Annotated in this window: 12 protein-coding genes; 4 read left to right on the top strand and 8 right to left on the bottom strand. The window is 69.6% G+C overall.

Annotation, left to right across the window (positions count from 1 at the left end):
- Positions 1–535: 535 nt before the first annotated feature.
- Complete coding sequence (locus T333_RS31185) at positions 536–895, top strand: DUF4254 domain-containing protein (protein WP_354999847.1); 360 nt, start codon at positions 536–538, stop codon at positions 893–895.
- A 237-nt stretch (positions 896–1,132) separates the two neighbouring features.
- Here the strand turns inward: T333_RS31185 and T333_RS31180 are convergent, their stop codons facing one another.
- The 7 genes from T333_RS31180 to T333_RS31150 all read right to left on the bottom strand — a co-directional run bounded on the left by T333_RS31180 (position 1,133) and on the right by T333_RS31150 (position 7,888).
- Positions 1,133–1,750, bottom strand: a complete 618-nt coding sequence (locus T333_RS31180; RefSeq protein WP_496426731.1) for a DUF4126 domain-containing protein — start codon at positions 1,748–1,750, stop codon at positions 1,133–1,135.
- Between the two features lie 101 nt (positions 1,751–1,851).
- The gene (locus tag T333_RS31175; protein ID WP_496426730.1) at positions 1,852–2,649 is read right to left on the bottom strand and encodes an ABC transporter permease; all 798 of its coding nucleotides are present in this window, start codon (positions 2,647–2,649) and stop codon (positions 1,852–1,854) included.
- Positions 2,650–2,651: 2 nt separating this feature from the next.
- A complete protein-coding gene (locus T333_RS31170; protein WP_496426729.1) occupies positions 2,652–3,545 on the bottom strand; it encodes a 2-aminoethylphosphonate ABC transporter permease subunit in 894 nt (297 codons plus the stop codon).
- Between the two features lie 175 nt (positions 3,546–3,720).
- Positions 3,721–4,941: an ABC transporter ATP-binding protein gene (locus T333_RS31165; protein WP_496426728.1), complete on the bottom strand. Its 1,221-nt coding sequence runs from the start codon at positions 4,939–4,941 to the stop codon at positions 3,721–3,723.
- Position 4,942: 1 nt separating this feature from the next.
- The gene (locus tag T333_RS31160) at positions 4,943–6,004 is read right to left on the bottom strand and encodes a 2-aminoethylphosphonate ABC transporter substrate-binding protein (protein ID WP_496426847.1); all 1,062 of its coding nucleotides are present in this window, start codon (positions 6,002–6,004) and stop codon (positions 4,943–4,945) included.
- Between the two features lie 56 nt (positions 6,005–6,060).
- Complete coding sequence (locus T333_RS31155; RefSeq protein ID WP_496426727.1) at positions 6,061–6,750, bottom strand: phosphonatase-like hydrolase; 690 nt, start codon at positions 6,748–6,750, stop codon at positions 6,061–6,063.
- A gap of 10 nt (positions 6,751–6,760) precedes the next feature.
- Positions 6,761–7,888, bottom strand: coding sequence for a TIGR03364 family FAD-dependent oxidoreductase (locus tag T333_RS31150; protein WP_496426726.1), 1,128 nt, complete (start codon positions 7,886–7,888; stop codon positions 6,761–6,763).
- A 97-nt stretch (positions 7,889–7,985) separates the two neighbouring features.
- Here T333_RS31150 and T333_RS31145 point away from each other — a divergent pair, with 97 nt between their 5' ends.
- Positions 7,986–8,753 (top strand): GntR family transcriptional regulator, encoded by a 768-nt coding sequence (locus tag T333_RS31145; protein ID WP_496426725.1) that lies wholly within the window; start codon positions 7,986–7,988, stop codon positions 8,751–8,753.
- 4 nt (positions 8,754–8,757) lie between these two features.
- Here the strand turns inward: T333_RS31145 and T333_RS31140 are convergent, their stop codons facing one another.
- Complete coding sequence (locus tag T333_RS31140; RefSeq protein ID WP_496426724.1) at positions 8,758–9,768, bottom strand: LLM class flavin-dependent oxidoreductase; 1,011 nt, start codon at positions 9,766–9,768, stop codon at positions 8,758–8,760.
- Positions 9,769–9,883: 115 nt separating this feature from the next.
- On the opposite strand from T333_RS31140, the gene map reads away from it, so the two are divergent.
- Entirely contained in the window at positions 9,884–10,747 is an 864-nt protein-coding gene (gene map / locus T333_RS31135) for a type I methionyl aminopeptidase (protein ID WP_357254007.1), read from the top strand.
- Between the two features lie 43 nt (positions 10,748–10,790).
- A complete protein-coding gene (locus tag T333_RS31130) occupies positions 10,791–12,362 on the top strand; it encodes a cobyric acid synthase (RefSeq protein WP_496426723.1) in 1,572 nt (523 codons plus the stop codon).
- Positions 12,363–12,430 lie beyond the last annotated feature (68 nt).

Genomic DNA, 12,430 nt, shown 5'->3' with positions numbered 1-12,430 from the left:
ATCGTGACATGAACTTGACGTCGCTCTCAAGTGTTGCGCACTCGGGAGTGGACCGAGATACACGATTTGGCAATGGTTCTCGAGTTCGTCCTATCGCGGGGTGGAAAGCCCCCTTACGCATCGATATTGGGCTCATCGGGCCCGCTTGGAACCCGTCCGACCTGCATGGCTGGGGATGTGCCGACGGCACGCGGAAGCTGATCGCCGCAGCGGGAACGCAATATTGCGTTTTCTGTTGTGTTCTTGCATCTGTAAGAGCATGATCCAGCTAGCCTGGGTACGAACAACCGATCCGATGAGCGGGAATTACCGAATCGAGAGCCAATGATGTTGGTATATAGAGCTTTGGTGTCGGGTGAGTCAGGGGTGTGGCGATGAGCGAACGCAGTGAGCGAATCATGTGCCAGCGCGCATCGCGCATGCCGGAGCCGAGCGTCAGCGAGGCGAAGGCATGAGCGCGCCGACGGTGGGGGTGCTGCCGACGGCTCCGCAGATTTTGTGTGCGTTTCAGGGACGGCGCTTCCAAGACCGCGAGCTGTTGCGGTCCGCGCACGCGCTCGCCGAGCTGCACGCTCGGCGCGCCGAGGTGCGCGACGCCCATCTGGTCGCCGAAATAGATTGTCGGCGTGGGGAACTCGTCGACGATATCAACGACTGGGTCGCCCAGGAGATGCCGCAGCATCGCAACGGCGCCTCACTGCACACCGAGAGTCTCGGCGCCGTGGTCGACCGTATGGCGCGCAGCTGGGTGAACGCGAACCAGGCCATCGACGTCGACGGGCCGCGCAGTGACAACACCCATAAACACTGGTACCACTTGGCCGAACTCGTCGACGGCTACACTGATTTGGTAACCGACGTGGCCGGAGGCCGGCGTCGACTGCCCGAGCAGTAGCTGCTCACGACGGCCGACGGGCTACCGCGCCACCGCCACGACGGCGACGTCCCGGGTGGAATGTCATCCGACCAGTGCGTCCGCCCGGAAGCGTCGCCGCCCGTAGTGACGGCGGGCGCAACGGGGCGCCCCGCCCGGCGTGCCGCGTGGTCGACTGGCGCGGCACGCCCGCTGGATGTGGTTGCCGCACATCGACGGTAGCCGACTGGTGGCAATCGAAAGCAAGCCATACTTCGACTACGGTCGATTGCCGTCCGCGCCTACCGCGGGCACCCGTCCGGCTCGGCGGCGTTCGCGACGCCGACGGCGGTAGCGGCGAATCCGGCTCGCCAGCAACATGATCAAAACGAGGCCGGTCAGCAGGAGCAATCCCGCCACGAGTGCCGCGGCGACCGGGTGGAAGATCGCGAGCGTGATGACGCCCGCGACGGCGAGATCCTCCACGGCGCTGGTCACGATATTGCTGGCCGGTTCCGGCGAGGTGTTGATCGCCATCCGCAGTCCGGCCTTGACGAGATGACTGACCAGCGCGGTGGTGCCACCCACCGCCGCCGCGGTCAGTTGCGACAGCGAATCGTCGGAGCCCGCGATGAGCGCCGCGACCACGGCTCCCGCGGCTGGGCGCACCACGGTGTGCAACGTGTCCCAGAACGTGTCGAGGTACGGGACCTTGTCGGCCACCGCCTCGATGAGGAACAGCACCCCGGCCGCGATCAGCACGTCGGTGCGTTGCAGACCCTCCGGCACCTCGTCGGAAAGCCCGGTGACGCCGAACAACCCGAACAACAGCACCACGGCGTAGGCGTTGATACCGCTGGCCCAACCCGCGGTGAAGATCAAGGGGAGCAGGGACACACCTCGATCCTAGTGCCGCGCCCGGAACGCTCGGCGCGGCAAACCGGCCGAAGGCCCCCTTCAACCCGCCCGGCGCCGCCCGCCTTTGCGGTGCCCCGCACTCACCGCAGGGCCGCGCGTCCTCTCACCCTGCCGAGCAGCACCAGCGCCACCAGCGTGACCACCACCAACACCGTCGTCCCCGCCGCCGCGTCGAACACATCCCCCCGATCGGTCTGCCCGAAGATGGTGACCGGCAGGGTGCGCCAAGTGGCGGGATAGACCATGATGGTCGCGCCCAATTCGCCCATCGACAGCGCGATCGCCAGGCCCGCCGCCGCGCCGAGGGCGGGCAGCAGTAACGGAAGAGTCACCTGGCAGAGCACCCGAACCGGCCCGGCCCCAAGGGATTCGGCGGCCTGCTGATAGTCCGGGTCGAGCCGGTCGAGCGCGGCCGACACCGCGCTGAACGCGTAGGCCAGCACCAGCACCGCGTGCGCCACGATGACGATCCACTTGGAACCGCCAAGCAGCAGCGGCCGCTCGTTGAACGCGATCAGCATGCCGAGGCCGATGGCGACCGAAGGCACCGCGACCGGCAGGTGGAACACGGCGTCGGTCAGCCTGCGGCACCACGTCGGCGCCTCCCGCGCGGCGAGTGCGGCCCAAGTGCCGACGACCAAGGCGAAGGCGCCCGCCAGCAGCGCGGTCTGCAAACTCACCGACAGGCTCGCCGCCTCCTCGCCCGACAGTGCCTGCCGGAAATTGGCGAGCCCGAGATCCGAAGGAAGCGGGCCGGTCCAGCTCCCGGCCAGCGACGCCGCGACGACGGTCGCGATGGGGGCGACGAACACGATCGCGACGACCAGACCGAACACCGTCAGCAGCACTGCCCGGCCGGTTCGGGTCCACACCAGCATGATCACTGTCCTTTCCCCGCCGTGAGGCGCGCGAAGACGAATCGATAGGCGGCGTACAGCGTCAGCGAAAGCGCCACCTGCACCGAAGCGAGCACCGCCGCGCCCGGCAGGTCGAAGGTCACGATGCCGCGGGTGTAGATCAGCGCGGGCAGCGTCAGCACGCCCTTGGCGCCGGTGAACAGCACGATGCCGAACTCGTTGAGCGTCAACAGGAGAACGAGGCTGCCGCCCGCGGCCATGGCGGGCCAGGCCTCCGGGAGGACGACCTGGCGCAGCACCCGCCACGGCGAAGCGCCGAGACTGGCCGCCACGTCGAGCTGTTCGCGCGGCAGCCGGGCGAACGCGGCGAGCAGCGGACGCACCACGAACGGCGTGAAGAAGGTGATCTCGGCGGCGATCACGCCGAGCGGGGTGTCGAGGAAATTCAGCAGGGGAGCGTCGCGTCCGGTGATTTCGGCGATGAGCGTGTTGAGCGCGCCCGCGGTGCCGTAGAGGAAGGTGAACGCCAGCGTCACCAGGAACGAGGGCAGGGTGAGCACCGTGTCGATCAGCCTGCCGACCACCGCCGAACCCGGGAACGGCACGAACGCCAGCACGATGGCGAGGAACGCGCCGAGCACCAGGCACCCCGCGGTCGAGGCGAACGCGATGGAAACGGTGCGCCACAGCGCGTTTCGGAACGATTCCGAACCCAGCACCGAGGACCACACCTCGGTCCCGCGCCCGTCCGAGGTGACCGTCGACTCGGTGAGCACCCGCAGGATCGGATATCCGGCGACCAAGAGAACCAGGACCACCGGCGGTAGCGTCCACAGCACCGCGCGCCACGTCCGCCGCGTGGCGTCCGGTGCAGGCTCGACCCTGTCCACCGGATGTTCGAGCAGTACCGCGCTCATGCCGGACCCTCCTGTGCACGGCCGTTCGGCCAACTGGACGGCACCGCGAGCCCGAGCGGGCTCCCGCTGCCGCCTCGCGCGGACGCCGCGCCGCGGTGGAGGACTCGCGGCCAGCCGATCGCAACACCTGCGCATGTAGCGGCGGGCCTCCTCGTGCCTTCGCCCACCAGCCCGCTCATGACCGCGCTCCTGACTCATCCGAAGTACCTGGCGCAGTGGTAAGCCCGGCAACGACCGGTCGCGGGATGAGCACACCCGCCGGATCAGGGAACCGGATGCCGATCGCGGAGCCGGGAGCCGTCGCAGAGCGGCCCGGTACGTCGACCGCGATCGGATCCGGCATTCCGTCCACACCGACCTCCAGCCGCGTAGCCGGCCCGCGCCACACGCTCGACACCACGACACCGCGCAACGCGTTCCGGTCGGACAACCCGCCGATAGTCACGGCGTGCGGCCGAATACACAGCAGCGCAGCCGAATCCGGTTCCAAAGCCAGTCTGCCGACGCCGGGCTCGGGCGCATGGGCGCGTAGCGTGCGCGACCCGGCGGTCACCAGCGCGGTGCCGCCGGAAACCCGATTCACCACGCACGGCACCAGATTCGCCCCACCGAGGAACGCGGCGGTGAAATCGCTGGGCGGCCGTTGCCAGAGATTCTCGGCGGTGTCCACGTCGACGAGGCGGGCGTCGCGCATGACCGCGATCCGGTCGGCCAGTGCCAGCGCCTCGGCCTGATCGTGCGTCACGTACAGCATCGCGGTGTCCGGCAACGCTTTCCGCAACCGTCGCAACTCACCCAGCATGGTCTGGCGCAGCTGGGCGTCGAGCGCCGCGAGCGGCTCGTCGAGCAGCAGCACTTTGGGCCGGATGGCGAGCGCCCTGGCGATGGCCACGCGCTGCTGCTGCCCGCCGGACAGCTCGCGCGGCAGCCGCTTGCCGTACTCGGCCATGCCGACCATGGTCAGCGCCTCGGTCACCCGCTCCGCGATCGTATTGCTCGGCACGCGATGCGCTTTTAGCCCGAAGGCCACGTTGCCGTGCACGGTCATGTGCGGGAACAGCGCGTAGGACTGCACCACCACGCCGATACCGCGCTTGGCCGGTGACAGATTCGTGACGTCGCGCCCGGCCAGCCGGACCGCCCCAGAGGTCGGCCGGACGAACCCCGCCAGCGCCTTCAGCGCGGTCGACTTGCCGGAGCCGCTTGGCCCGAGCAAGGCGACGGTCTCGCCAGCGGCGACGCGCAACGTGAAATCGGCCAGGGCGACGGTGGACTTGCGTCTGGTTCCGTACCGGACGCCGACCCGGTCGAACACGATGGCGGGTTCGCTGTCGGCGTCGTGGCGTGCAGCCGTTGTGGCGGTGGACGTTCCGGTGAGCGTGTCGCCGCGGGTCATGTCAGCCTCCGATGGCTTTCTCGTAGGCGGCTACGTCGTCGTTCAGATCGGTGAGGACCTTCGTCCAGTCGGGGTGCACGATCTGGACGCCCTGCAACAGCGCGGCCGGGCTCGGGCCGGGGCCGGTGGCGGCGGCGTCGGCCAGATCGGTGCGGGCCGAGACGGCGAACGCGTCCGGGCCGAGCGTCCGCTGCACCTCCTTGCTGAGCAGGTAGTCCATCAGCTTCTTGGCGGCCTCCGCGTGCGGGGCGCCCTTGGCCAGTCCCATGAAGTAGGGCAGCGCGACGGTGTGCTTGGCGCCGTCGGCCGAGGCCGGGAAGAAGATGCCGAACTTCGAGCCCTTCGAGGTGATCGACTCCATGTTCATCTGGATGTCGCCGTTGGCGATCAGCAACTCGCCTTTGTCGACCTTCGGTTGCAGCTTGCCGGTGGACGCCGACGGCCCGACATTGTTGACCTGCAACCGCTTCAAGTACTCCAGCGCGCCGTCCTTGCCACGCAGCTGTTGCAGCAGGATCAGGACGGCGGTGCCGTCACCGGCCTGGCCCAGCGTCGAATACTGGAGCTTGCCTCGGTATTCCGGCTTCAGCAGGTCGTCCCAAGTGAGCTTCGAGGTGTCGACGGAGTGGTTGGCGATGAAGTCGAGGTAGTTGCCCGCCAGGCTGACGAACCTGCCGTTCGGGTCCTTCTCGGTGGCGGGGTAGGCCGAGGTGTCGACGCCGAGTGGCTGCAAAAGGCCTGCGGCGTCCGCTTTCTGAATGAATGGCGGCAGGGTGACCACCACGTCGGCCTGCGGGTTGGACTGCTCCTTGTCGAGGCGGTTGACCACCTCGCCGGAGCCCGCCGCGACGACGTTCACCGCGATACCGGTCTCGGACCGGAACTTCTCGAAATGGGTCCGGTACCAAGCGTCGAGGCCGTCGGCGGAGTAGACGGTGACCGTCTGCCCGTCGGAGCCGCCGGAGCCCGTGCCGCCGCAAGCCGCGGTCAGGGCGACGGCGGTGGCGGTGACGACCAGCAGGGCGGTCCTGGACCGGATGCGGGACAGGCGCGTGGGGGAAATATGCACGGTGGGAGCAACTTTCGCTTGGTGGTGTCGATGGTCGAAGGGGCGAGGGCTCAGGCGCGCTCGGCGCGGATCAGTTCGGCGAATTCGACGACGGAGGGCAGCACGTGGGTGGCGCCCGCGGCACGCAGCCGCCGCTCGTCGTGCGCGCCGGTCAGCGCGCCAGCGACGATGCGCGCGCCCGCGGCCCGGCCGGTGGCGATGTCGCTGGTGGTGTCGCCGAGCACCGCGACACGGTCGACGGCGTCGACGCGCAGGCGCAGCAGCGCGGTGAGCACCATGTCGGGGTACGGGCGGCCGCGACCGGCGTCGGAGGGCGCCAACGTGAGATCGGCGATGTCCCGCCAGCCGAGCGCGTCGAGCAGCCGATCCTGGGTGCTCCGGCTGAAACCGGTGGTCAGCGCGACCCGCGCACCGGCGTCACGCAGCGCCGAGATCGCCTCGGCCGCACCGGGAATGGGCGCGATGTCGGCCTCGTCGATCAGGGCGTCGTAGGCGTCCTCGAAGACGCGGTTGGCGGCCTGCGCGCGTTCCTCGTCGCCGAGCAGCGCTCGGAACACGGCGATCTTGGACTGCCCCATGGTGTCCAGCACATACTGGCGCGCCTGTTCTCGCCGCGGCCCGTCGGTTTCCATGCCCGCGGCCGTCGCCGCCGCTTCGAAGGCGCGCAGCACCAAGCCGCCGTCGGCGACGGTGGTTCCCGCCATGTCGAGCACGGCGAGCTGAATCGTGTTGTCCGGCATCGTGTCTCCTTCAGAGGCCGAGCAGGTCGGCGGTTTCCTCGCCGAGGGCGGGGCCGAGGGTCATGCCGCGGCCGCCGGAGCCGGTGATCACCCAGACGTGCTCGTCGGCCTTGGCCCGGGTGACGATCGCGGCGGCATCGACGCTCTGGCTGTACACCCCGGCCCACCGGCGCACGATCGGCGGCAGCTTGCGGCCGAGCAGTTCCTCGGTGACGGAGGTGAGGTGCTCGTAGGGCGCCTCGTCCACGTCGAAGGCGAACGGCTCGGTGTATTCGTGGGTGTCGCCGATGGTGAGTCCGCCGTGCAGGCGCTGCACGCACAGCAACTGCATCCGGTGCTCGGCCGCGGTGGCGGTCTGGGACTGCTCGCGTTCGAGCGCGTACACCTCCGGCCCCGCGAAGCCGGGGTAGTAGCGGAAGCTGTCGCCGTCGGCGATGGCGGTGGTCAGCGGCTCGCCGAGCGGCGCGGTCTGCATCATCTGGAGCCGGACCCGGCGTACCGGGATCGTGCCGACGAGTTCCCGAGTCAGCCCGGAGTGCGCGGCGCCGGGGCAGACCAGCACCAGGTCGGCCGGGAAGGCGCGGCCCTGGTCGTCGAGAACCTTTGCGCCGGAACCGGTGTCGGTGACGGATCGCGCTTCGGCACCGGCGTGGAACGAATAGCGTTCGGAGGCCGCGAGATAGGCGCGCAGCGCGGGCATGGCCTGTCGCGACTCGACGGCGGCGTCGGTCGAGCAGTGCAGTCCGGCCAGATACTTGCCGCGCAGCGCGGGGTTGATCGCACGCACCCGCTCCGGCTCGAGCAGTTCGAATCCGCGTGCCTCGGCGCTGTCGCCAGCGGCCGCCGCGCTCGCCACCGTCAGTTCCTCGGGGGTGCGCACGAGCGTGACGGACCCGGTCGGTCGGAAACCGACGCCGGGGACCCTGCCGCCGATCTCCTCCCAGAGCTCGCGCGAACGCAAGGTCAGGTCGAGCTCCGTCGCCGACCGCCCGGACACCCACACCAGCCCGAAGTTGCGCACCGTCGCGCCGCGCGCCTCGGTCTCGCGCTCCAGCTGCACGACCTCGTGTCCGCGGCGGACCGCGGCAAGGGCGTGGGCGGTGCCGAGGATTCCACCTCCGATGATGACCACTCGCATGGACCCATGGTGAGCAATGGTCTAGACCGATGGGTATTGCCCGAACGAACGGCGGGTTAACAATTGGTATAGACCAATTGCGGGTAGGCTGTCGGGCATGGAAGCAACGGAGGTGACGCGCGGTCGGCGCGGCGAGACATCCGGCGGGAGCACCGAATTGGTCCTGCCGGAGCGCTTGCCGAAGTCGTATCGAGTGCGCACCGAGCTGGAGGGGATGATCGACGAGCTGGCCGAGGGCGATCCGGTCCCCTCGGAGCGCGAACTCGCCGTGCGATTCGAGGTGGCGCGGGAGACCGTTCGGCAGGCGCTGCGAGATCTCTTGGTGGAAGGGAGGATTCGGCGGCAGGGGCGCGGAACGGTGGTCTCCCGGCCGAAGATGGTGCAGCCGTTGTCGCTGCGCTCCTACACCGAGGGCGCGCTGAGTCTGGGCCGGGTGCCGGGGCGCATCCTTGTCACGTGGGAGGACGTCCCCGCCGACGCCGACACCGCGCGCGATCTCGGCGTGACTCCGGGCACGTCGGTCATGCATCTGGAGCGAGTGCTGCTCGCCGACGGTGAGCGCATCGGACTGGAGAGCACCTTCCTGCCGCTGTCGCGTTTCGCCGGACTCCGCGACAGCTACGACCCCACCACCTCCCTCTATGCGGCCGTGCGCGCCTCGGGGGTGGAATTCGGCGCCGCCACCGAGCGCATCGAGACGGTGCTCGCGTCCCCGCGCGAGGCCGCCCTGCTGGAATGCACGACGGCGTTGCCGCTGCTGCTACTGCACCGGCGCAGCGTCGACGACGAGGGCGCGCCCATCGAGCGGGTGCGCGCCCTGTATCGCGGCGATCGGATCGCGTTCGAGGCGCGACTGTCGAAGTAGCCGGTCACCGGACCTGCGGTGCGACCTTCTCGCCCAGCAGTTCGATGTTGCGGAGGACCTTCTCGTGCGGCAGCGTGCCGACGCTGGTGTGCAGCATGAACCGGTCCAGGCCGAGGGTGTCGCGCACATCGGCGATCTTCTCGGCGACGTAGTCCGGCGTTCCGACGAACAGCGAGCCGCTCTGCGAACGCAGCGCGTCGAACTGCGCGCGGGTCATCGGACCCCAGCCGCGCTCGCGGCCGATGGTGCTCATGGCCAGCGCGTACGGCTGATAGAAGTCGGCGACGGCCGCTTCGTCGGTGTCGGCGATGTAGCCGTGCGCGTGCACCGCCACCGGCTGCCGCTCGTGACCGCCCTCGGTCAGGGCCCGGTGATACAGATCGACCAGCGGCTGGAAGCGCGCGGGCTGGCCGCCGATGATCGCGATGGCCAGCGGCAGGCCGAGCAGCCCGGCGCGGATCACCGATTCCGGGCTGCCGCCGACCGCGATCCACACCGGGAGCGGCCGGTCCTCGGTGCGCGGATAGACGACCGCGTCGCGCAGCGGGGCGCGGAACTTCCCGGACCAGGTGACGGGCTCGTCCTCACGCAGGCGCAGCAACAGCGCCAGCTTCTCCTCGAACAGTTCGTCGTAGTCGGCCAGGTCGTAGCCGAACAGCGGGAACGACTCGGTGAACGAGCCGCGCCCCGCCATCAGCTCGGCGCGTCCTCCCGACAGGCCGTCCAGCGTCGCGAAGTCCTGGTAGACCCGGACCGGGTCGTCGGAGCTGAGCACGGTGACCGCGCTGGTCAGCTGGATGCGCTCGGTGCGCGCCGCGATCGCCGCCAACACGACAGCGGGCGACGACGCGGCGAAGTCCTTGCGGTGATGCTCGCCGACGCCGTATACATCCAGCCCGGCGTGCTCGGTCGTCACCGCCTCCTCGACCACCTCGCGCAGCCGCTGCGCCGCGCTCGGCGCGGGCCGGTCGCCCGCCGGGTACAGCTCGGCGAACGTCGTCAGTCCCAGTTCCACAGCTCTAGTCCTCTTCCTGAGTAGTTGTCCAGAATAAACGGACTGCGGTCCGGTCCTATTCCGTCTCGACGCGGGCGGACGGGTACCGCCGACCGGGTGCGGATACTCTTGTCCCATGTCCGTGCGTACCCGTAAGCCCCTCGTTCCCGGCACGCTCTCGCCCACCCGGGAGGTGCCGCGCTCCATCGAGCGACCGGAGTACGCGTGGAAGAAGACCGTCAACGAGGGGCGCGAGCCCTGGGTGCAGACGCCGGAGACCATCGAGAAGATGCGCGTCGCGGGCAAGATCGCGGCGCAGGCGCTCGAGGAGGCGGGCAAGGCGGTGGCGCCCGGCGTCACCACCGACGAACTGGACCGCATCGCCCACGAATTCCTCTGCGACCACGGCGCGTACCCGTCGACGCTGGGCTACAAGGGCTTTCCGAAGTCCTGCTGCACCTCGCTGAACGAGGTGATCTGCCACGGCATTCCGGATTCCACCGTGATCGAGGACGGCGACATCGTCAACATCGACGTCACCGCCTACATCGACGGCGTGCACGGCGACACCAACAAGACCTTCCTCGCCGGTGACGTCGACGAGGAGGTCCGGCTGCTGGTGGAACGGACCGAGGAGGCCACCATGCGGGCCATCAAGGCGGTCCGTCCCGGCCGGGCGCTCAACGTGATCGGGCGCGTCATCGAGTCCTACGCCAATCGTTTCGGCTACGGCGTGGTGCGCGACTTCACCGGCCACGGCGTCGGCCCCACCTTCCACAGCGGCCTGGTGATCCTGCACTACGACCAGCCCGCCGTGGAGTCGGTCATCGAGCCCGGCATGACCTTCACCATCGAGCCGATGATCAACCTCGGCGGCATCGACTACGAGATCTGGGACGACGGCTGGACCGTGGTCACCAAGGACCGCAAGTGGACCGCGCAGTTCGAGCACACCCTGGTCGTCACCGACACCGGCGCGGAAATCCTCACCCTGCCGTGAGCGCCCGCCGCGGCCCCGCTCTCCACGGACGGGAGCGGGCCCGATGAAGGGCGCGCTGCTCGTCGCGGGCACCACCTCCGACGCCGGGAAAAGCGTTGTGGTGGCGGGGATCTGCCGCATGCTGGCCAGGAAGGGCGTGCGGGTGGCGCCGTTCAAGGCGCAGAACATGTCCAACAACTCGGTCGTCACGCTGGACGGCGGCGAGATCGGACGCGCGCAGGCGTTGCAGGCGCAGGCCTGCGGTCTGGAGCCCAGCGTGCGGTTCAACCCGGTGCTGTTGAAACCGGGCAGCGACCGTCGCTCGCAGCTCGTGGTGCGCGGCAAGGCCGTCGGCACCGTGGGCGCGGCCGACTATTTCCGGCACCGGCAGGAGTTGCGCGCGGTCGTCGCGGCCGAACTCGACGCGCTGCGAGCCGAATTCGACGTGGTGATCTGCGAGGGCGCCGGATCGCCCGCCGAGATCAACTTGCGCGCTACCGATCTGGCGAACATGGGGCTGGCCGAGGCCGCGGGGCTGCCGGTGCTCGTCGTCGGCGACATCGATCGCGGCGGAGTGCTCGCGCATCTGTTCGGCACGCTGGCGGTGCTGGAACCCGACGACCAGCGGCTCATCGCGGGCTTTGTGATCAACAAGTTTCGCGGTGACGTCGAGTTGCTACGGCCGGGCCTCGACCGGCTCACCGAGCTGACCGGGCGACCCACTCTCGGTGTCGTCCCGTTCGCCGAAGAACTGTGGATCGACGCCGAGGACTCGCTCGGCACCATCGCCGACGCACCGGTCGGTCGTCCGGCCACACCCGCGGGCACGGAATGGCTGACGGTCGCCGCCATCCGGCTGCCCCGCATCTCGAACTCCACCGACGCCGAGGCGCTGGCCTGCGAACCCGGCGTCGCGGTGCGCTGGGTGCGCGATCCCTCGCGGCTGGCCGACGCCGACCTGGTGGTGCTGCCCGGCAGCAAGTCGACGGTGTCGGATCTGGACTGGTTGCGCCGCAGCGGAATCGGTGCCGCCCTCGCTGAGCGCGCCGCGGCCGGACGGCCCATCCTCGGCATCTGCGGCGGTTATCAGATGCTCGGCCGCCGCATCGTCGACGACGTGGAATCGGCGGCGGGCACGGTCGACGGACTAGGCCTGCTCGACCTGGACGTCGAGTTCGCCGAACCGAAGGTGTTGCGTCGCAGCGAAGGTCACGGTGCGGCGGACGCCGTCAGTTCTTCCGGGACCGAAGGTATTCCGTTGCACGGCTACGAGATTCACCACGGCCGGGTGACGCGCAGCGGCGACCCGGCGTGGCTCGTGGCGGCGGGGGAGCCGGAGGGCAGTGTTCGCGGCGCGATCTGGGGAACGCACCTGCACGGACTGATGGAATCCGACGACTTCCGCCGCGCGTGGTTGCGCGAAGTCGCCCACCGGGCGGGCCGCGCGGGTTTCGTTGCCGCCGAAGCGACTTCGGTCGCCGCCGTGCGGACCGCCCAACTGGATCTGCTCGCGGATCTGATGGAGAACCACCTCGACACGAACCTGCTCGAGAGGCTGATCGCCGAGGGCGCGCCCGGCGCGATGCCCACGCTCACCTCGAGTCTCGACGCGCCCGACGTAGCGGATCGGCGCTAGGACGAGGCCTGCCACCCGGCCCACGGTCCCGGCCGAGTGGTGGGCGCGACGACTGGGCGCGGCGTTGC

This window comes from Nocardia sp. CNS-044 (assembly GCF_059570515.1).
This window is presented reverse-complemented; position numbering and strand designations above follow the sequence as displayed.

Coding starts and splice junctions, on each gene's coding strand:
- T333_RS31175 (WP_496426730.1), bottom strand. CDS start 2,649: ATGCTGGTGTGGACCCGAACCGGCCGGGCAGTGCTGCTGACGGTGTTC.
- T333_RS31170 (WP_496426729.1), bottom strand. CDS start 3,545: ATGAGCGCGGTACTGCTCGAACATCCGGTGGACAGGGTCGAGCCTGCA.
- T333_RS31165 (WP_496426728.1), bottom strand. CDS start 4,941: ATGACCCGCGGCGACACGCTCACCGGAACGTCCACCGCCACAACGGCT.
- T333_RS31155 (WP_496426727.1), bottom strand. CDS start 6,750: ATGCCGGACAACACGATTCAGCTCGCCGTGCTCGACATGGCGGGAACC.
- T333_RS31150 (WP_496426726.1), bottom strand. CDS start 7,888: ATGCGAGTGGTCATCATCGGAGGTGGAATCCTCGGCACCGCCCACGCC.
- T333_RS31145 (WP_496426725.1), top strand. CDS start 7,986: ATGGAAGCAACGGAGGTGACGCGCGGTCGGCGCGGCGAGACATCCGGC.
- map (WP_357254007.1), top strand. CDS start 9,884: ATGTCCGTGCGTACCCGTAAGCCCCTCGTTCCCGGCACGCTCTCGCCC.
- T333_RS31130 (WP_496426723.1), top strand. CDS start 10,791: ATGAAGGGCGCGCTGCTCGTCGCGGGCACCACCTCCGACGCCGGGAAA.